The sequence below is a fragment of the Defluviitoga sp. genome (assembly GCF_035349255.1).
In the GTDB taxonomy this organism is placed as follows: domain Bacteria; phylum Thermotogota; class Thermotogae; order Petrotogales; family Petrotogaceae; genus Defluviitoga.
The window spans coordinates 25,070-46,714 of sequence record NZ_DAOPSE010000003.1 but is presented as its reverse complement, the minus strand read 5'-3'; the positions used below and the strand labels follow the sequence as shown (position 1 = coordinate 46,714).

Below are 21,645 nucleotides of genomic sequence, written 5' to 3'. Positions count from 1 at the left end.
CCTTTCGTATGGTTTATTTTTTGAATTTATTTTTCACGAAGTGTTATTTTTTTCTTCCCTAATTGTTCTAACATTTTTCGTTCTACCTTATTTACTTCTTCGTCTGTCAAAGTTTTAATTTGAGATCGATATACGATGGATACAGTTATACTTATGTAATCTGGTGCTATGTTTTTACCTTTATAAACATCAAAAATTTTGTATTCTTCAATTATTTCTCCTGCATTTTCAATGATCTGACTAATTTCTTTAAATTCAATATTCAAAGGAACTAAAAATGCATATTCTCTCCTTATTGCAGGAAAGTCAAATCTTCTCACAATTTTTTTAATTTCTTTTTTATTTTCATATAAAAAGTCTAAGTTAATCTCACAAATATAAACTGGGTCTTTTATTTCATAAAGATCTTCAGCAATCTGAGGATCTAATAAACCAATGTATCCTATTTTGTTATCATTTAGATGCACATCTGCGCTTTGAGATCTCATTAAACCTTTTAAAGAACTTCTTGTGTAATCTAGTTTTAGGTTAAATTCATCAGCGACGTTTTCTAATGCACCCTTCACCGTGTAGAAAGAGACAAGCCTTTTGTCAGTGAAGTCTTCGTCATTTTCTCTTCCAATGGCTACAAAAGCTAAATTTGTAAATTCTTTAGCTCCGGTAGGACTTGTGTCGTCTTTCTTAAAAACTTTATCTATTTCAAAGAGCTTTATATCCTTTTTTTGATTTCTGAAATTGTAAGATGCGGAATCCAAAACTCCGTAAATAAGTTTTGAAGAGATATATTCATATTCTGAGGAGAGAGGATTTATAATTTTTAAATCAAGGCTTTCGTCCATCCACATTCTCCTTGCGCTGTTAAGCGGGAATGTTTTTGCCTCATGATAGCCGTTGGAGAGCATTATGTCCCCAACTCTTTCTTTAAAAGTAACAAATTCTCCTCTGGTTCCTATTAATCCTTTTGTAAAGGGGAAACTTGAAGGAATATTTGAATAACCATAAATTCTTCCCACTTCTTCAACCAAATCTATCTCCTGTGTTATATCAGGTCTGTTTGTTGGAACTAAAATCTCCCATCCTTCTGATAGTGGGTTAAATTTAAAATTTAATTTGTTAAAAATCTGAGAAACGACATCTTTTTCAATACTTATTCCTAATCTTCTATCTAAATAGTTCTTTCTTAGTAATATTTTTTGTTCGGCAATTATTTCAGGATAAACGTCTGTAATGAAAGTAGATACTTCTCCCCCAGCTAATTCGGTAAGTAATTTTATCAATCTACCCATAACTATTTCTGTATCGTTAGGGTCAACTCCACGTTCAAATCTATAGGAAGAGTCAGACACTATCTTGTGGTAACTAGAGGAAAGCCTAATATTAATCGGATCAAAGTATGCTACCTCTAAAAGTATTGATGTAGTATTTTCATTTATGCCACTCAGTTCTCCCCCCATAATACCTCCAAGAGCCAGTATGTTTTTGCCGTCTGTTATAAGTGTTTCTTCTCCCATCATAGTGTATTCTTTACCATCTAATAGAAATACCTTTTCTCCTGGAAGCGCTTTTCTTATAATTATTTTGTTATCAATAAGATCTAAATCAAAGGCATGTATAGGATGACCAGTTTCTAGCATTACATAATTAGTAATATCAACAACATTATTAATACTTCTAATACCTGCACTTCCCAGCCTTTTAATAAGCCATAAAGGAGAGGGTCCAACTTTTATATTTGTTATCGTAGCTGCCATATATCTTTTACATTTATCGTATTTTATCTCAACCGGAAAACCATGTCCTTTTTTAATTTCAGTGTAATCAAACATACCGAAATCTTTTCCACAATCTATTGCTTGTAATTCTTTAGCAATTCCTATATAGGAGAGCAGATCGGGCCTATTTGGTAGAATTTCCAAATCAATTATTTCGTCTGCCAACTTGAAGTAATCAATGAAGTCTGTTCCTACTTCAACATCGTCTATTATTCTATATATTTTTTCTGCCTCTTCTGATATACCTAATTCCTTTAGAGAACACATCATTCCTTGAGAAACTACACCTTTAAAAGCTTTTTCTTCAATTTTAGTTCCATCGTTTAAAACAGCTCCTGGAATCGCTACAGGAACTTTATCCCCAATCTTTACAGTCAGATCAGCGGTTACTAAAATTATATCTTCTTTCCCAATATCAACTTTACATATTAGAAGATTCTCGATTTCGGGATGATCCTCTATTTTTTTAATTTGACCCACCATTATATTTGAAAGTTTATCTCTAACTTTTTCATAAGTTTCGACATCTGTAGTGTGTAATTTAAGTTCTCTTACTAATTCATGAATCTCTTTATTTATTGTTATATATTCATTTAACCATTCTAATGATATTTTCATTGTTTGCCTCCAAAATTAATTTTTATAAGATTTAATCTAGAGTTATTCTTCCTTAAGGAAGCGCTAAAATTCGATGAATCTTATGTCGTTTTTATAGAATTCCCTCATTTCAGGGACATTATATTTTAATAAGGCGACTCTTTCTATGCCCATACCAAACGCAAAACCTTCCCAAATGTCTGGATCATAATTTACGCTTTTGAAGACATTAGGATGAACCAATCCGGCCCCTAATATTTCAATCCATCCAGAATTTTTGCAAATATTACAGCCTTTTCCTTCACAAAAAATGCAACTTATGTCTACCTCAAAGCTGGGTTCAGTGAAAGGAAAATAGCTTGGCCTCAGAAGAATAGCGACCTTGTCACCAAAAAGTTTTTTAGCTAAATATTCAAGATACATCTTAATATGTGCAACTGAAACATTTTTATCAACAAATAACCCTTCAACTTGATGAAATACCGGAGAATGGGTTGCGTCAAGTTCATCTTTTCTATACACTCTGCCTGGGGATATTATTGCCAAGGGAGGTTTATTTGATAACATAGTTCTTATTTGAACTGGAGAAGTGTGAGTCCTTAATAGATATTTTTTATCGTTAGATAAATAAAATGTATCCTGCATTTCTCTTGCAGGATGCCATTCGGGTGTATTGAGGGCATCAAAATTATACCAAGAATTTTCTATTTCAGGTCCTTCAGCAACAGAAAATCCCATACCAATAAAAATTTCTTCAATTTCCCTTATAGTTTTACTTATCAAGCTAGGTTTTCCAATTTTTCTTGGAGAGCCTGGAATTGTTACGTCAATCCAACTTTCTTTCTCTTTCAAAATCTTTTCTTTTTCTTTTAATTCATTCAGTTTTTCTTCAAATATTTCTTCAATTATATTTTTCAATTCGTTTATTTTTTTCCCATATTGTTTTTTTTGTTCTTCATTAAGATTTTTTAAATTTTTCATTAAAGATTTGATCATTCCATTTTTACCTAAATATTTTGATTTAAGATTTTGATAGCTCTGATAATCAGTTATTTTTTCTAATTCATTTTTCAAATCTTTAGTGATTTCTTCAAAGTCTTTTATAGTATGATTCATTTAATTCCTCCTATGTTTTTGATTCTATATTATATTAAAATTAATCTTCTTTTCAATTATAAGCTTTATATCTTTGAAATGTTATCACAAAAATGTTATCATAGTATACATAACGATTATATCAATTTTTTACTAAAAAATGATATAATACTGCAAATTCAAAAAATCAAGATTTATAATAAAAAGACGATAATTTATTAAAAGAAATTTGTAATTTTATAAAATTCAAGATAAAAGTTGTGGCTCGAAGCTATACTTTTATTTTCAATTATTTAGATAAGATTAATGTTCAGTATAGCAGAGCCTTTTATTTTTTTTAGTTGGTATTAATAGGTTGTTAATTTTCAAATTTGAACCATACTTTTTTAATATTAGTATGTCTGATCATTATTGTATTTTGATAACACCTTAAACATTGACAAGATATTATTAGGTTTTTAAAGTATATTAATTTCATTCAGAGGAGGAATCATTAAATGAAACTATCTACCTATACCACTCTTATTGAGATCTTGATAGTAGTTTTGCTCACTTTCTCTCTACTGTTTGTTTCGATTAATGTTAATAAAAGTTCTACATCAGAATTGCTTGATTTGACATATTCAAAACAGCTTGAGGGAGCAATTAATGTTTTTAAAGAGTATATCAATCAAAGTTATGGAGAATTAAAGTTGATAAATGGTGTTTTAGTTGACAAAGATGGTATTCCTGTAAAAGAAAGATATGAGGCTGTCGATAAGATTAGTAATCATATGAACATTGTAGCAACCATATTTCAAATTCAGGGTAACGATTTTGTTCGTATATCAACATCGATAAAAAATAAAGATGGAACAAGGGCAGTTGGAACTTTCCTTGGAAAAGATAGTGCTGCCTATAATTATATAATTCAAAAACAAAGATACTTGGGTGAAGCAAAAATACTTAATAATAATTATATAACAGTCTATGAACCGCTATTAGATGAAAACAGTAATTTGATAGGTGTTCTTTTTGTTGGTATATCAATGGAAGAATTTAATAATTTAATTTCCCAAAACGATGCATTTTTTTTCAGACGATTTCTAATTTTTGCCCTTATAATTTCGATAGCCACTATTATTCTATCTTATTTTTTAATAAAAGATGTACTTATTAAACCTTTCGGTCATATCTCAGAAATCGTTTCAAAAACCTCTGAAGGTGATTTAAATTTCAAAACTAACGTAACATTTAAAGCAAAAGAATTTGTGGCTTTAAAGACTGCTTTAGAGAAGATGCAAAATGATTTAGCTCGTTTAGTTTCTGATATATCAGGAAAATCTGATCAAATACATAATTTATCTCAAAATTTAGCAGGTACTTCTCAAGAACTCAGCTCAACAACAGAAGAATTTTCTTCTCAGATGGAAGAAATTAACAGATCTGCTCAGAATGCTTCTTCGTCTATACAGGAGGTAACAGCTGGAGTAGAAGAGGTATCTGGAAGTGCTCAGAATGTATCTAAATCAGCTATGGATTTGGCTCAAAGGGCTGAAATAGTTGATAATGCGGCTAAGGAAGGCGAAGAAGCTGTAAAGTCTATAGTTGAAATTATTCTTCAAACTAAAGAAAAAGCTAGTATTACTCAACAAGCTGTAAAGAGCCTATCTCAAAAAGCTAGAAATATAGGGGAAATAATTGAAGCAATAAATTCTATAACAGAACAAACAAACCTCTTGGCTTTAAATGCAGCTATAGAAGCGGCTCGAGCTGGAGATGCAGGAAAAGGTTTTGCGGTGGTTGCAGATGAGATAAGAAAGCTAGCAGAAGAAAGCAAAAAAGCCACCGATAAAATAGGATTAATGTTAGATCAGATACAAGATGGTGCTCTACAAGCAAATTCTGCTACAGATGATACAGTAAAAGTAGTGGATGAGGCTAGTGAACGTTCCATTTTAGTAAAAGAAAGGTTTTCGAATATATTAAAAGAAATAGAAAGTATTAATTCAATGATTGAAAGTTTAGTAGCAAGTGCACAGGAACAGAATGCTGCAGCCCAAGAAATGAATAGTGCAATGAACACAGCCACTGTTTCTATAATGAACATAGCTCAACAGATTGAAGAAATGACACAAGCAATCAAACAACAGGCAGATATGAGTCAAAACGTTAACAATTTAAGTGAAGAGTTAAGAATTATAGCAGAAGATTTGGTAGAGCAAATAAAATATTTTAAGTTGTAAAGTTTTATCAAACACATGAATAGTAGGAGAACGATAAGTTTTTTATCCTACCCTTAGTTCTTTATAATTTCAACGTTGTTAAAGTTTCACTCCAAATTTATAAAGTTATTTCCAAGATTCAAATTTTTAACATTATGATTTATATTGCTGAATTCAGAAACTGATTCTTTTTCACTAATAACTTTGTATAGTTCTGATTTGTTTAAATCTATCTCAATGCCTTTTTCGTTGAGAACTTTGTCGACGGTCTTTTCTAACAGCTCTTTTGAATCAGTTATTACAAAAACACTTCCTTCTTTTTTATAATCTTCAACAAAGAATGCAACATTATCTAATTCCTCAGATACTATTTCATCTTTTGCAGCTCCTATAAATATTAAATGACGCCTTTTAGGTTTCTTTTTCAAGATGTTACAGATGGTATCATTCCAAATTTCAGGTACAACCATATGAGTAAACGACCTACCTATCCAGTTTGTTCCATTTGCGATTAATCCATTTATTGTTACTTTTTTTGCATATTTTTCTGGTTCACAGATTAGTTTGAAAAAATATTTTGTCATCAACTTCGGTTCACTAGTGTAGATTCCGACTGCTTGACCTTTTTCTAATCTTACTGATGGGAAAGATATTAAAGGTTCTACTATGTCTAAAATAAAACCTTCAGAAGGAGTTTCTTTAATCATTTTGTACACCTCTATTGCTTAGAGAATTTCTAATACTAGCAACTATTTCTTTAGTTTCAAATTTTTTAACTTGAGATAGATCGATAGTTGTAAAAGTATCATTTCCAAGATATATAGCTGGTTGTGATTCTTTTAAAATATTTTTAGAGGGATGAACGGCTAAAACTTTTCCTACAACAAAATCATGATCCCCTGTTTCAAAGATATTTTCTAGTTTACACTCCATTGAAAAGTATGCTTCTTCAACATAGGGACTTTGAACTATCTCTGAATCCTTTAATTTCAATGAAATAGCTGATACCTTATCGCCCTCTCTACCTGAAATTCTGCCTAATTTCACTGCTAAATCACTTTTTTCTAGAGACAAAAAAGATACTGTAAACTCTTCTTCTTTTAAGATCAATTGGTAAGTATATCTATTTTTCCGGATAGAAAATCCAAATAAGGGTGGATTTGAAGATAAAGGAGTTGACCATGCTACGGTCATCGAATTAACGCGCGAAACACTCTTAACGGTTATTAAGCAGACAGGTAATGCTACATTTTCACTAAATCTATTGCAATAATCCATAATGATACCTCCCGTTAGAATTATACCACATTGATTTGGTTTTTTGCTTTATGAGAATACTGAAAAACTAAGCAAAAAACAAAAGGGCTTTAAGCCCTTTTGTTCTCCATATGAATTAATTTATCTAAACAAATTAAAAAATTAAAATTTGAATCCAGCTTTTATCATTGCATCCTTAACTGCTTCCATCCACATATTTGAACTGCCTGTAGCACCAGTATATGTGTCAACTGGAATTGTTCCCTTTTCTAAAATTCTTTGTGCGATAACTACTTTTGCTTCATGGAAAGGTTCCCATGGATAAGTATCTTCTGTTTTAGGTTCTCCGGTGTTATAAATGTCCCTATATTCATTTAGTATTACATCAACTATCTTACCATCTTTTACAACAATTATCGCATTAGCCCTGTCGTTTCTTTCAGAAACTTGTGAATGCCCTACATAGGTTCCATCTATTACACCATCAAATCCTTCTGCCCTTTTTAAAGCTCTTTCAACAGCTTGAATAGCCATTTCAGAAGAATGTGTTGCACCCGTATAAGTATCTATGTTAGTACCGTTTGCCTTAATAAATCTTTTTGGTAGTTCTTCCATTGCCTCATGCCATGGTTGCCATGGATAAGATTCATCTTTCGCTAATCCAGTTGTGTTGATAATTTCTTCCAGCTTGACATCAACAATTTTTCCTTTTTCAATAGTTACAACAGCTTTTGTGTAAGTTCTATCACTTGGATCCGAATAACCAACATATGTCCCGTCTTTCCACGAATTATTCGATTTTCCAAAGAGAGCGGCAAAACTCATTGATACCGTTAAAACAACGATTAAAACTAATGCTAGTACTCTTTTTTTGTTCATTCACTCTCGACCTCCTTTTATTTGTGCATTATTTAACAATAAAAATTGAATTATTTATATCACTTTTTAAACTTCTTTTCTAATCTTTATCCTACAATAATTTTATCAAAACTTTGAAGAGGAGTCAAGAACTTTTGCTTTTCTAGTGTATATAAGATATGTACATTTATAAAATTTTATTGTATTATTAGTTAATTTTATAAAATTAGTAAAATAGAGAGATCTATAAAAGTTCAAATAAAATGATATAATAAATAGTAACTAACAGGCTTAAAAAACATGAAATGCAATAGATAAGGAGCATAAAATGGTTGAGTTAATAGCGTTATGTACATCAGGGTTGGAAGCAGCACCTTCTTTTGAAATAAAAGCTTACGGATATAAAATAATCGACTCGGTGTCGGGCAAAGTAAAATTTTTAGCCCCTCTTGAAGATGTTCCGCTTATATTAAATAGTTTTAGAACGGTTGACAGGATATTGATAAAAGTAGGAGAATTCGAAGTTACCAATTTTGATGATCTTTTTGATAAGGTTTACAATCTTAATTGGAAAGATTATATAGAGAAAAGAGGTAAAGTAGTTATTGAAAAAGTTAAGATAACAAACTCTATTTTATCTGCAACTGGAGCAGTAGCTTCAATAATTAAAAAATCAATTTATGAAAAACTAAAAAATAGCTATAAATGTAAAATTTGGGAAGAAAATGAGATAGTTTATCCCATTTGTGTATATTTAAAGGATAATCTAGCAACAATCGCTCTTGATACAGTACATAAGGGATCACTTGCTAAAAGAGGTTATCGAATTAAACATGTACCTACATCACTTCGAGAAACGATTGCAGCTAGCATGATCCTTCTTTCCAGATGGGATGCTTCTAAGATATTAATAGATCCTTTTTGTGGTTCAGGAACAATTCCCATTGAAGCTGCATTATTGGCTAGTGGCAAGACATTAAAGAGAGAGTATATATGTGAAAAATGGGAAATGTTTAAAGATTTGAAGCAAAATTTTTATCCATCTAGGGAACAAAAAGAAATAGATTACAAAATTTATGGCTACGACAAAAGTTACAACGCTATATCTATCGCAAAAGAAAATGCAGCTTTAGCCGGAGTTAATATACATCTTGAAAAAAAAGTTATGGAATCGCTCAGTCCATCAAATGATATAATTTATTTTGTTTCAAACTTGCCGTATGGCATAAAAGAAAAAGACAATATAGCTGATACTTACCAAAAAATGAGGTACCTATTAAGGGCTTTTCCAAACGGAAAGTTTTATTTTATTACTCCTGAATCTAAATTTGAAGATTATTTTGGTAGGAAAGCGAACAAAAAATTCAGATTTCAAAACAGTGGCATTTGGGTTTGGTTCTATATGTTTTATGAATAAGTTTTAAGCCTAAATATTTGAAAAACTAAGTTAAGGGAGGGGCAACATGAATTTGGAAGATTATGTAGTTGAAAAAACTAAAAAAGCTAAAGAAATTTCCGGGGAATTTTCTTTAATTTCTGATTCATGTAGAAAAGATATTTTGAATAAAATAGCAAGTGAATTAAGAAATAACAGTAATTATATTTTATTAGAAAACCAAAAAGACGTATCCTCAGCCAAAGAGAAAGGAATTTCTAAAGCATTACTTGATAGGCTTAAATTGAATGAGGAACGAGTGTTTAGTATTTCAAAAAGTGTTGAAAAGGTAGCAAATTTGTCTAGTACCTTAGGTAACATTGTAAAAATGTGGAAGAGACCAAATGGTTTAATGATAGGTAAAATGGTAGTCCCGCTAGGTGTAATTGCCATAATCTATGAGGCTCGTCCAAACGTTACAGTTGATGCGGCTGCTCTTTGTATAAAGTCTGGCAATACAATAGTGTTAAGAGGAGGATCTGAAGCTATTAATTCAAACAAAGCCTTAGTGAATGTTATACATTCAGCAATTGAAAAAGCAGGATTTTCAAAAGAAATCGTCCAATTTTTTGATGTAACTGATAGAAAAGTTGTTGATGAATTAATAAAATTATATCAATATGTAGATGTATTAATTCCTCGTGGAGGACCTTCTCTAATTAATTATATTATAGAAAATTCTAGAATACCTGTAATACAAACTGGAGCAGGTAACTGTCATATATATGTGGATAAATATGCTGATATTAATAAGGCTCTAAAAATAGTAGAAAACGCTAAGGTAAGCAGACCTTCAGTTTGTAATGCAGTAGAAACTATCCTTGTACATAATAGTGTAGCCGAAGAATTTCTTGAAAAGTTATACGAAATTTTAAAGAATGAAGTTGAATTAAGAGGCTGTGAAAAAACCTTAGAAATTTTACCTCAAATAAAACCGGCATCGAATGATGATTGGACAACAGAATATTTAGATTACATTCTTGCTATAAAAATTGTCAAAGATATTGAAAATGCAATTCAACATATAAATACTTATGGTTCAAAACATTCTGATGCAATAATAACTGAAGATTATCCCACTATCATAAAATTTTTAAACGAAATTGATTCCGCCGCAGTGTATGTGAACGCTTCCACTAGATTCACTGATGGAGAAGAATTTGGCTTTGGAGCAGAGATAGGTATTAGTACCCAAAAATTACATGTTAGAGGCCCTGTTGGTGTAGAAGATCTTACTACATATAAATACATAATTTTAGGTAATGGGCAGGTTAGATAAAAATGTATAAGAAATTATGCATAATTGGTTTGGGAAAAATGGGAAGTACTTTAGCAAAGGGATTAATTAACGCTGGTATTTTAAAAAAAGAACAAATAATAGGCACTGATATATCAGTAGAAAATTTCGAGATGAATCCTGTTTATTGCAGTATTGAAACTCTAAATGACAACATTAAGGCAGTCCAGCAGTGTGATATCGTTTTACTATCAGTTAAACCCCAGGTAATTGATAAAGTTTTAAAAGAAATAAGCTCTTTTTGTAAGGAGAAGATCGTTATTTCCATAGCAGCTGGGATAACTATTAATCATTTAGAAAGGGCTTTACCTTCATCCACGAAGATAATCCGAGCTATGCCAAACACTCCAATATTAGTTGGAGAAGGTGTAATAGCAATAAGCAAAAACAAAAATGTTTCTGATGATGAATTAGACATGGTTAAAAGCATTTTAGAAAGTGTTGGAAAAGTATATGTAGTAGAGGAAGAATTGATGGACGTTATTACGGCTTTGAGTGGTAGTGGGCCAGCTTATGTCTACATTATTATTGAAGCATTGGCAGATGGAGGGGTTTTAATGGGGCTACCAAGGAATCTTTCACTTGAACTTGCTACAAGGACAGTTTTAGGATCTGCGAAGATGGTTTTAGAAAGTGACAAGCATCCTGGAGAATTAAAAGACATGGTTACTTCACCGGCGGGTACAGCTATTAGGGGAATTGAGGTATTAGAAAGTCGTGGTATTCGTGGAACAATTATGGATGCAGTAAAAGAGGCAACAAAAAGGTCACAAGAAATAAATTCCCAAAGAGGTGTTAACTTTGATAGATAGATACTCATTGAGCCCTATTAAAGATATCTGGACATTAGAAGCTCAATATAAAAGATGGTTGGAGGTCGAGCTAGCAGTCATTGAAGCCTTTGAAGAATTAAGTATTGTACCTAGTGGGACAGCTCAAGAAGTAAGACAAAAAGCTAAGATTGATGTAGATGAAATTTTAGAAAAGGAAAAAATAGTTGATCATGACGTAATAGCCTTTATACAAGTTGTCACCGAAGATATGGGGGATGTTGCCAGATATTTTCATATGGGTCTAACTTCTTCAGATGTAGTAGATACAGCTAATGCACTAGCAATTAAAAGAGCTGGGCAGCTAATAGAAAATGAACTAGAAAGGTATATAATTTCGTTGAAAAAGTTAGCTTTGCGTCATAAATATACTGTAATTGTTGGTAGAACTCATGGAGTCCATGCAGAACCAACTTCTTTTGGTTTGAAGATTTTGAGTTTTGTAGCTGAGGCTGAAAGAAATAAAGAAAGATTAAAACAAACTATCGGTAATATCTCACAAGGTAAAATTAGTGGTGCTGTGGGGAATTACGCTAATTTAGATCCTCAAGTAGAACAGATTGCTTTAAAAAAACTAGATCTTTATCCTTGTAAAGTTTCAACGCAAGTGGTTCCTAGAGATCTTCATGCTGAATTTTTTAGTATTTTGGCTTTAATAGGAGCTTCTATTGAGAGATTTGCTGTCGAAATAAGGCATCTTCAAAAAACAGAAGTATTGGAAGTGGAAGAACCGTTTAGAAAAGGGCAGAGAGGTTCTTCTGCAATGCCTCATAAGAAAAATCCTATTTTATGTGAGCGATTAACTGGTATGTCTAGAATGTTGAGATCTTACGTTACGGCTGCTTATGAAAGTATTTCGTTGTGGCATGAAAGGGACATTTCACATTCTTCAGTCGAAAGAGTGTTTATGCCCGATGCTACTATTTTAGCTTTTTATATGTTAAATAAAGCTGATTACTTAGCAAGTAACTTGGTAGTTCATGAAGATACAATGAAAGCAAACATAGAAAAATCATATAATCTAGTGTATTCCCAAAGGGTGCTTTTAAAACTTGTTGAAAAGGGTTTTAGTAGAGAAAAAGCTTATGAATTGGTTCAAGAGTGTGCAATGAAAGCTTGGGATCAAAAAGAGGATTTTAAAAAAATACTTTCTCATAACCCACAAATTATGGATAATTTCTCACAGGAAGAATTTGATGATTTGTTTTCTCCTCAATACTATCTAAGGAATATTAATGAAGTATTTAATAGATTTGATTTTAGTGCAGTTGAAACAGCCAATTTGTGAAGGAAGGAGGAAGGCGTGTTGTTTTCATTTGCTTAAATAATAAACAGGGCGCCAAAATATTATGAAAAAACTTAAATTAGATGATTTCTCAATAAAAATACCGGATCTAAAGATAGAAAATACTCAAGAAATAAAAATAGGTTCTTATCAAGATTATACGATTCAAAAAGGAGCATGTGAAATTATTGATTTTGCCTTGAGAAGTTCAAATAATTCAAATAATATATTTGTAGTAGGTCCTACAGGGAGTGGTAGAAGAAGCATGACTCGCAAAATTGTAGAAAAGATAGCATTAAGTCAAAAAACTCCCCCTGATATAATGTATGTGTTTAATTTTGTCGAAGAAAGAAAACCAAAGCTATTACGATTGCCTGCGGGAGAAGGAAAAAAGTTTAAATCTGAGTTGCAAAATATCATTGATTCGTCCGTCCAAGTATTAAACAAGACAATGTCTACGGAAGAATTTCAAGATCGTTTGAGTTCTTTGGAAAGAGAATATAACTCTCAAAGAGAAAAATTATGGTCCGATTTGAGAAAAGAAGCTCAAAGTTTGGGGTTCATACTAGAAGCCTCACAAAGAGGTATTATAAGTGTTCCTATCTTCGATGGGAAAAGGCTTACTCCACAAGAGTTTGAACAACTCCCAGCTGAAATAAAAGAGCAGTTTAGAAAGAATTCTGAAAAATTAATGCAATTGATAGAAAGAACCATGTCACGTATAACTCAATTAGACAAAGAATACTGGGAAGAGGTTAAAAATTTAAGAAGGTATTGGGCAACCTTTAGTTTGAGTAAACTTTTTGAGCCATTAGAGAAAAAGTATTTAAAATATTCTGATGTTTTTGAATACCTTCAACTTTTAAAAGAAGACATGGCTTTACATCTCTCACAGTTAACTTCTGATAATCAAAACATTATCAGAGCACTCAAGGAAAAAAGGTATGCAGTTAATGTTTTAGTAGATAATTCTTACCTTCAAGGTGCCCCACTAATGGAAGAAGATAATCCAACTTTTTCAAATCTAGTTGGAAGAATAGAGTATTACTCGCAAATGGGATTTCTTCAGACTGATTTTACTATGATAAAGCCGGGTGCCTTTCATAAAGCAAATGGTGGATATCTAATTATGGAAGCGGAGAAAGTTCTCAGGAAGCCGTATTCCTGGGAAGTTCTGAAGCGTGTTTTGACCGAGAATGAGATAAAGATTGAAAATATTCAAGCTGCTGAGGGTTATTCCAGTGTAGAAACTTTAGAGCCAGAACCTTTACCTTTAAATATTAGAGTAATTCTAATTGGAGAAGAATGGGTATACACAATGATGAGAGCATACGATAGTGAATTTGAAAAATTATTTCCAATAAAATCACAATTTGACTATGAAGTAGAATTAAATGATGAAAATATAAATAAATTTCTGGCATTCTTAAGCAATGCTGTTCAAGAAAACAATCTCTCCCATATAACAAAAGATGGAGTAGAAGAGATAATAAAACATGCATGCAGAATGAATGGCAGCAACAAAAAAATATCTTTAAAATTGGGTGAGATAAAGAATCTTTTAGTTGACGCTTATAATTTTTCACGTAAAATTCCAGGCAATTATTATATCAATTCTAAAAATATAAAAGATGCAATAGATTTTAAGGAAAAGATGTTTTCTTTTCATAGAAACAAAATTTTCGAAGCTATTAGAAATGAGAAGATAGATATAAAAGTTGATGGTTATGAAGTTGGTCAAATTAATGGTCTGACTGTACTTGACACGATAGATTTTTCTTTTGGACATCCTGTAAAGATCACTGCTAAGAGTTATAGGTCATCCTCGGAAAAGATAATAAATATACATCGCGATATAGATTTAAGTGGGAAAATATATAAAAAATCTTCTTTGGTAATAGAAAACTATTTTAAACACAAATTTTCTAGGTTTATTCAAAGTGGTTTTGGTGTGTCTTTAAATTTTGAACAAGTATACTCTGTTATAGAAGGAGATAGTGCAACTGTAGCCGAAACTCTTGCTTTAATGTCCTCAATAGCAAACGTTCCTTTAAAACAAAACATAGCTATTACAGCTTCTATGAATCAAAGCGGAGAAGTTTTGCCTGTTGGTGGAATAACCGAGAAGATAGAAGGTTTTTACCAAGCTTGTAAAAATATTGTTTTTACAGGAAATCAGGGTGTAATCATACCTGCTAAAAATATAGACAATATTGTTTTAAAGGATGAAATTAAAAAAGATATAGAGGATGAAAATTTTCATATTTGGACTATTAACAACATAGATGAAGCGGTAGAATTAATGACTGATTATAAGGCTGGAAAAACAAACGAAAAAGGAGAATATGAAGAAGGAACGTTTTATTATTATGTGTGTGAAAATTTAAAAGAACTAGCAAAAGAAGAAAAAGAAGAAAAAAATGAATGAAAGAATGAATAAATAAGGAAATAAAATAGCTGCCGGTTGATGCAAAATCTAACCCGCAGCTATTTTATCAAATATTATAGATTTCTGTATATTTATTTGTTATATAATCGACAAAATATTTTGGATTAAGTTTTTCCCCAGTTACCCTATAAATAAGTTCTTGTGGTTCAACCATTTTGCCATATTGGTGAATATTATCTTTTAACCAGTTTATAATTGATGTTGCCTCACCTTTTTCAAGATCGGATGAATAACTCGGTATATCTTGTTTTAATTTGGAAAATAATTGAGCTGCGTACAAGTTACCCAACATGTACGATGGAAAATACCCAAACGAACCATTAGACCAATGGACATCTTGTAAAACACCAAGAGAATTATTTGGAGGAACTATTCCTAGATATTCTTTCATTTTGTCATTCCAAATTAAAGGTAATTCTTTAGTGGTGATTTTATCGTTAATCAAAGCTTCTTCTATTTCAAATCTCAGCATTATATGAAAATTATAAGTTACTTCGTCTGCTTCTGTTCTTAATAAACTTCTCTCGACTATATTTACTCCTTTATAAAGATCTTTACTGGATAAACCTTTAAAAGAATTAAATATTAATTTAATTCTTGTTGAAAAATAGTTCCAGAAAGGAAGACTTCTTCCTATAATATTTTCCCAAAACCTTGATTGTGACTCATGAATAGCCATAGAAGCCCCTTCATCTAAAGGAGTTTCAAAAAAAACGGCTGGAATGTTTAATTCATAAAGAGCATGTCCACATTCGTGAATGGTAGAAAACAAAGAATATCTAAGGTCTTCAGTACTGTATTTTGTTGTAATTCTTACATCCCTAGGGCCTATTTTTGTTGTGAAAGGATGTACAGAAGTATCTAATCTTCCGGAACTAAAATCGAAATTCATAAATTTTAGTGCTTCTAATGATAATTCTTTTTGTTTGTTCATATCAAAATTGCCTTTGTAAAAATCATCACGTGGTTCTTTTCCTTCTTCAAGTAGTTTATTCAAAAAAAGTATGAGATTTTCTTTTAAGTATGCAATGATTTCAGAAACTTCGGTAGTTTTTAGACCAGGTTCATATAAATCTAGTAATGCATCATACCTGTTCTTTTCATAACCTAACGAATCAGCTTCTTCTTTTACTAACCTTATGATTTCATCTAAATAAGGTTGAAAGATACTAAAATCATCGTTTTCTTTTGCTTGTTTCCAGGCTAAGTTTGCGTTAGCTGTCGTTTCTGCTAAATTTCTGACTAGTTTTGCTGGGATTTTTTTAATTTTTTCAAATTCTTTGTCTGCCACCTTTATTAAGGCTTTGTCAGTTTCATTAAGATCTCTTAAAATATTTTCTTGGGCAAAATAGGCTAGAAACTCTGCCATTTTATTCGAAACAAAAAGATTGTAACGCATTTCTGATAGTTCAGCTAAAGCTTTAGATCTATAATATACTGACTTATCTGGGGCATAAGTTTCAAGATCCCAATAAATAAGTGAAAGTGCTTGTTCATATCGTGAAATTTTAGCAAGATACTCCTTAAAATTATCGATTTTTTCCATGTTATAACCTCCATAATTTTATGACATAAAAGATTAACTTACCTAATTATAACAGTTTCCTTTACAAACATAAAACTTTTAAATTTTGATAAATTAGATAATTTGTTGTATAATTCTTATAAGCGATTTTATCGATAATTTATAAATTATGAGATTCTAAGATAATATATAAGTTATTTTGGAACTATCACAAATGATTTCTAAAGTTGTTTTAATGTAGAAACCTATTTATAGATTAGGATAAATGTGATGATTAATTTTAAAATAGCACCCTTGAAATCTGAAATAATCAGGGTTAATAAAAATATTTTTTAGCAAATTATCATTAATCTTATGAGAATATGTTGTTTTAAATAAACTCTAAATAGGTTATTGTAATTTACTAATAGAGCTTTTGAAATACAAGAAGAGGAAAGGAGCTTTTTGAAGGTCGATAAAGTTAGTTTAATTTCTTTACATTCGACTTTGATAAAATGAATATAACGGGTAGAGACACTTTTGCCATAGTAAACATCGATAAATATTTAGAAAATTTAAACTTTTTGGGTTCTTACACAAACGCTAAAATCATGCCGGTTGTAAAGGCTGATGCTTATGGGCATGGTATGATAGCTTTAGCTAGGGAGGCCTTGAAAGAAGGCAATAATATGTTTGCTGTAGCCTTTTTGGAAGAAGCTTTGGAATTATTAGATAATGGTATGTTGTGTAATATTCTCATTTTTAATTATTTTAACCCTAAAGATTTTAAAAATATAGTGGATTATTCAAATTATTTGAAGCCAACAATAACATCAATTGATTTTTTAGAAAAAGCTTGTGATATACTAGGAAAAGATATAAGCAAATTTAAATTTCATTTAAATATTGATACAGGGATAAATAGGATAGGGATAAAAGAAAAAGAATTGCCTACATTAACAAAATTGATAAAAGATCATCATATCAAGATTGAAGGAGTTTATTCCCATTTTGCAACTGCTGACGAAAAAGATGGTTTTGTAGAAGATCAATTTAACAAATATTTAGAGTTGCTAAATTTTATCCTTGATCAAGGAATTGACATAAAAACAAGACATATAGCTAATAGTGCAGGTCTTCTTTTTTTCCCTCAATACTCTTTGGATTATGTGAGACCAGGAATTGCTACTTTTGGCATGCAGCCGTCGAATTTGGATAATATTGAAGAACTAAAACCAATTATGGAGTTCAAAAGTGTAATAGTTAAAGTGAATGAACTGAATTCTGGTGAAAGTGTTGGTTACGGTAGAACTTTTGTAGCAACAAAAAAAATGAAAACTGCTATTATCCCTGTAGGATATGCTGATGGGTATTTTAGGAATCTGTCAAACAAAGCCGAGGTATTGATTAAAGGTAAAAAATGTCGTTTGTTAGGAAACATTTCTATGGATCAAATGGTTGTTGATGTTAGTGAAATAGATGCAAATGTTGGAGATGAAGTAGTATTGATAGGACAACAAGAAGATCAAAGAATTACTGTTGAAGAACTTGCCCAAAAAGCTGGAACGATTAATTACGAAATTACCTCTAAGATAACCAAGAGAGTACCAAGAATTTACATCAGAGGAGGAAAGTGTCTTGTGTGACAACTATTCCTTGGGTGATATTTTAAGAGGAAAAATTGACAGTTATAACATCGATCCTAATAGCAAAGAAAAAATTAATCAAGTTAAATTGATTTCGGAACTTAAACCTAACGAAGAAGTAGAAGTAGAAGGTAAAGTTATCAGTAAGAGGCTTCAAAAGACCAAATCTGATAAAGCATTTTTGCTAATCACTTTAGTGGATAAGAGTCAATCAATTAGGGCCGTTGATTGGTATTATCCAGAAGAAAATAATAATAAAATCCAAGTGGGAGATGTCATAAAAGTAAAGGGGAAAACTGTTTTTTTTGAAAATAGGATCCAAATAAATGTTGTCAACGATATTGATTCTATCGAGATATTAAATCCTCTTGAAGTTAATCCTGAAAAATATTTAAGAAATTCTCAAACTGAACTAATAGCTTTGACCCACAAATTAGAAAATTATATTTCACAAGTGAAAAATACAGGAATTAAAGCGCTGCTGAAATCAATATTTATAGAAAACAATTCTATTAGAGAAATGTTTTTAACTTCTCCAGCAGCCATCGAGGTACACCATGCATATCCTAATGGATTAATTGAACATAGTTTAAAGGTTACGGAATTATCTTTATGTTTATACGAAGCCTATTGTGAACAAGATGTTTACATTAATAGAGATGTAATAATTGCTGGCTCCTTATTACACGATATAGGAAAAATTGAGGAATATATTATCACACCAACTGGCATAGAAAAAACTGAGCAAGGAGAATTGATGGGTCATATACCTTTAGGTGCAAAACTGATTTATGAAGAATCAAAAAAGATAGAAGAAAAAATTGAAAAAGAAGATATCGAACATATCATTCATATAATTTTGTCTCATCATGGTGAAATTGAGTATGGAAGTCCAGTTGTACCTAAGACTTTGGAAGCAATGATAGTAAATTTCAGTGATAATATTGATTCTAAGATAGCTCGTGCAAAAGAAAACATTAAAAATACGCTTCAGATAAACGAAAACTCCACTTGGAGCGAATATGATAGAAGACTTGATAGAAAAATAAAAATTGAAAAATACACTGATTAAACTTAGTTTTAGTTTTGCAGGGAGGTAAATGAATGGCAAAAAAGAATAATGAAAAAACAAAAGACAAAAACAAAAAGAACAATTCTTATAATGGAAATATTAAATATGTAGTGATAGTTGAGTCTCCTTCAAAAGCAAAAACAATAGAAAAATACCTTGGAAAAGAGTATAAGGTTATTGCCTCAAAAGGACATGTTAGAGATTTACCAGAGAAAGAGTTTGGAGTGGATATTGAAAATAACTTTGAACCGGAATTTCAAATAATTCCAAACAAAGAAAAAGTAATCAAAGACATACAAAAAGAAACGAAGGACAAAAAAGTTTTGTTAGCTTCTGATATGGATAGGGAAGGAGAAGCAATAGCTTGGCATATTGCTCAATTATTGGATCTTGATCCTAAGGAAAAAAACAGGATAGTATTTTCAGAAATTACAAAAAATGCAATTTTAAATTCTGTAGAAAATCCTAGAAGTCTTGATTTAAATAAAGTAGATGCTCAGATTGCAAGAAGAATTTTAGATAGGATAGTTGGATATAAGATCTCCCCTTTGGTATGGGAGGCTCTCAAAAATTATAATACAAGTGCTGGAAGAGTTCAATCGGCAGCCTTAAAGTTGATAATAGACAGAGAAAGAAAGATATTTACTTTTAAGCCAAAAAAGTATTTTAAAATATTTTTAGACCATAAAGGATTAATAATTCCATTAACAAAAGAAAACGGTAAGACATTAAAACCAGAATCTGTTAATGAAAAAAAGAAAAATGAAATTTTTGAATACTTAAAAGACAAAAAATTAAAAGTTACCGCCATAGAAGAAAATGAAACTTTTAAAAGTCCTCCTTATCCTTTTATCACAAGTACAATGCAGCAAAGTGCTGTATCAACATTTGGATGGAGTTCTAGTAAGGTAATGAAAATTGCCCAAGATTTATATGAAGGGATAGAGACCCCTGAGGGAAGAACTGCGTTTATAACTTATATGAGGACCGATTCAACAAGAATTTCTGAGGTGGCCAAAAGATCTGCTTCAGAATATTTGGAAAAGAAATTTGGAAAACAATATGTAGGAAATTATGTAAACAAAGGTAAAAAGTCAAATGTACAAGATGCACATGAAGCTATCAGGCCAACAGATGTAGCAATAAATCCAGAAAAAGCAAAAAAACTAATTTCAGGAGATCATTTAAAATTATACACCTTGATTTGGAATAGATTTATGGCGTCTCAATCTGCGCCTGCAAAATATCAAGAAAAAAAATACATAATAGAGGATGAGACCTTGAAATATTCGTTTGAAATAACGTCCAAGAAGTGTCTTTTTGACGGATTTGAAAAGTTTTGGAAGTCATCAAATGGAGAAAATTATTTTGAGTTAGACACAAATGAAGAGATAACCTTTGAAGAACTTAAATGTGAAGAAAAGGAAACAAATCCCCCGAATAGATATACCGAAGCGACTCTAATTAAGGAACTTGAAGCTAAAAAGATAGGAAGACCTTCTACTTATGCAACAATAATATTGACTTTACTTGATAGAAAGTATGTAGTAAAAATTGATAAAAATTCACTAAGACCGACGACAACTGGTTTTGTTGTTACTGATTTCTTAGAAAAATTTTTTCCTGATATCGTTGATGTAAAATTCACAGCTAGAATGGAAAAAGATCTAGATCAGATAGAAGAAGGGAAAAACAATAGTAAAAAGGTTTTAGAAGATTTTTATATTGAGTTTGAAAAATTTCTTGAACGTGCTACAAAAGAAATTAAAAATGGAGAATTAGAATTAAATTATGAAAGCGATGTTCCTTGTAAAAAATGCGAAAAAATGATGAAATTAAATTTTGGTAGATTTGGCTTATATCTTTCATGTGAGGAATGTAAAGAAACGTTAAAAATTCCATTAGAATCTTTTGGTGTTACTATAAATAATAAATTGTATATCAAAGAATTTTTAGAAACCAGCTTAAAAGTAAACGGAGAGAATAATAAAATAGGCGAAAAATGTCCGATGTGTGATGGAGATTTAATATTAAAAAATGGAAGGTATGGGGAATTCATTGCTTGTAGTAATTATCCAAAATGTACATTTACCAAAAATGTAACTGCAAGGGGAAATTGTCCAAATTGCGGAGGTGTAATAGAAAAATTAAGAAGCAAAAAAGGAAGAATATATTATAAATGTACTTCTTGTGGTGAAATGTATTGGGATGAACCTTCAGAGTATAAATGTCCTCAATGCGAAAGCACACTATTTTATAAAGTTAATAAAGGAAAAGAAAAACTATATTGTGAAAAAGATAAGAAATATTTCGAACTTGAAAAACTTAAAAAATAAGAAAAGGA

The 21,645-nt window shown here is 31.0% G+C and carries 15 protein-coding genes; 9 read left to right on the top strand and 6 right to left on the bottom strand.

Annotated features, from left to right (window positions below; all coding sequences use genetic code 11):
• Positions 1–26 precede the first annotated feature (26 nt).
• Positions 27–2,390: a phenylalanine--tRNA ligase subunit beta gene (gene pheT / locus PKN74_RS01720; protein ID WP_472307965.1), complete on the bottom strand. Its 2,364-nt coding sequence runs from the start codon at positions 2,388–2,390 to the stop codon at positions 27–29.
• A gap of 63 nt (positions 2,391–2,453) precedes the next feature.
• A complete protein-coding gene (gene pheS, locus PKN74_RS01715) occupies positions 2,454–3,485 on the bottom strand; it encodes a phenylalanine--tRNA ligase subunit alpha (protein WP_472307963.1) in 1,032 nt (343 codons plus the stop codon).
• A 476-nt stretch (positions 3,486–3,961) separates the two neighbouring features.
• On the opposite strand from pheS, the gene PKN74_RS01710 reads away from it, so the two are divergent.
• Positions 3,962–5,689, top strand: coding sequence for a methyl-accepting chemotaxis protein (locus PKN74_RS01710; protein WP_472307961.1), 1,728 nt, complete (start codon positions 3,962–3,964; stop codon positions 5,687–5,689).
• 86 nt (positions 5,690–5,775) lie between these two features.
• On the opposite strand, the gene PKN74_RS01705 is transcribed toward PKN74_RS01710, so the two are convergent.
• The 3 genes from PKN74_RS01705 to PKN74_RS01695 all read right to left on the bottom strand — a co-directional run bounded on the left by PKN74_RS01705 (position 5,776) and on the right by PKN74_RS01695 (position 7,804).
• Positions 5,776–6,375: a hypothetical protein gene (locus tag PKN74_RS01705; protein WP_472307959.1), complete on the bottom strand. Its 600-nt coding sequence runs from the start codon at positions 6,373–6,375 to the stop codon at positions 5,776–5,778.
• Positions 6,368–6,946 (bottom strand): flavin reductase family protein, encoded by a 579-nt coding sequence (locus PKN74_RS01700; protein WP_472307957.1) that lies wholly within the window; start codon positions 6,944–6,946, stop codon positions 6,368–6,370. The genes PKN74_RS01705 and PKN74_RS01700 overlap by 8 nt, the downstream gene beginning before the upstream one ends.
• A 141-nt stretch (positions 6,947–7,087) precedes the next feature.
• A complete protein-coding gene (locus PKN74_RS01695) occupies positions 7,088–7,804 on the bottom strand; it encodes an FMN-binding protein (RefSeq protein WP_472307955.1) in 717 nt (238 codons plus the stop codon).
• 307 nt (positions 7,805–8,111) lie between these two features.
• On the opposite strand from PKN74_RS01695, the gene PKN74_RS01690 reads away from it, so the two are divergent.
• The 5 genes from PKN74_RS01690 to PKN74_RS01670 all read left to right on the top strand — a co-directional run bounded on the left by PKN74_RS01690 (position 8,112) and on the right by PKN74_RS01670 (position 15,058).
• Positions 8,112–9,200, top strand: a complete 1,089-nt coding sequence (locus PKN74_RS01690; protein WP_472307953.1) for a THUMP domain-containing class I SAM-dependent RNA methyltransferase — start codon at positions 8,112–8,114, stop codon at positions 9,198–9,200.
• Positions 9,201–9,246: 46 nt separating this feature from the next.
• Positions 9,247–10,497: a glutamate-5-semialdehyde dehydrogenase gene (locus tag PKN74_RS01685; protein ID WP_472307951.1), complete on the top strand. Its 1,251-nt coding sequence runs from the start codon at positions 9,247–9,249 to the stop codon at positions 10,495–10,497.
• 2 nt (positions 10,498–10,499) lie between these two features.
• Positions 10,500–11,327, top strand: a complete 828-nt coding sequence (gene proC, locus PKN74_RS01680) for a pyrroline-5-carboxylate reductase (RefSeq protein ID WP_472307949.1) — start codon at positions 10,500–10,502, stop codon at positions 11,325–11,327.
• A complete protein-coding gene (gene purB, locus PKN74_RS01675; RefSeq protein ID WP_472307947.1) occupies positions 11,317–12,633 on the top strand; it encodes an adenylosuccinate lyase in 1,317 nt (438 codons plus the stop codon). The genes proC and purB overlap by 11 nt, the downstream gene beginning before the upstream one ends.
• Before the next feature lie 61 nt (positions 12,634–12,694).
• The gene (locus PKN74_RS01670; protein WP_472307945.1) at positions 12,695–15,058 is read left to right on the top strand and encodes a Lon protease family protein; all 2,364 of its coding nucleotides are present in this window, start codon (positions 12,695–12,697) and stop codon (positions 15,056–15,058) included.
• A 67-nt stretch (positions 15,059–15,125) separates the two neighbouring features.
• Here the strand turns inward: PKN74_RS01670 and PKN74_RS01665 are convergent, their stop codons facing one another.
• Complete coding sequence (locus tag PKN74_RS01665) at positions 15,126–16,625, bottom strand: carboxypeptidase M32 (RefSeq protein WP_472307943.1); 1,500 nt, start codon at positions 16,623–16,625, stop codon at positions 15,126–15,128.
• A gap of 473 nt (positions 16,626–17,098) precedes the next feature.
• On the opposite strand from PKN74_RS01665, the gene alr reads away from it, so the two are divergent.
• From alr to topA, 3 genes are read left to right on the top strand one after another with little or no spacing between them, the layout of a single operon-like run.
• The gene (gene alr, locus PKN74_RS01660) at positions 17,099–18,229 is read left to right on the top strand and encodes an alanine racemase (protein ID WP_472307941.1); all 1,131 of its coding nucleotides are present in this window, start codon (positions 17,099–17,101) and stop codon (positions 18,227–18,229) included.
• Positions 18,222–19,301, top strand: a complete 1,080-nt coding sequence (locus PKN74_RS01655; RefSeq protein WP_472307939.1) for a 3'-5' exoribonuclease YhaM family protein — start codon at positions 18,222–18,224, stop codon at positions 19,299–19,301. Before alr ends, PKN74_RS01655 begins: the two co-directional genes overlap by 8 nt.
• A gap of 32 nt (positions 19,302–19,333) precedes the next feature.
• Positions 19,334–21,637 carry a type I DNA topoisomerase gene (gene topA, locus PKN74_RS01650; protein ID WP_472307937.1) on the top strand — a complete coding sequence of 768 codons (2,304 nt, stop codon included), beginning with the start codon at positions 19,334–19,336 and terminating at the stop codon, positions 21,635–21,637.
• The last annotated feature ends 8 nt before the right edge of the window (positions 21,638–21,645 follow it).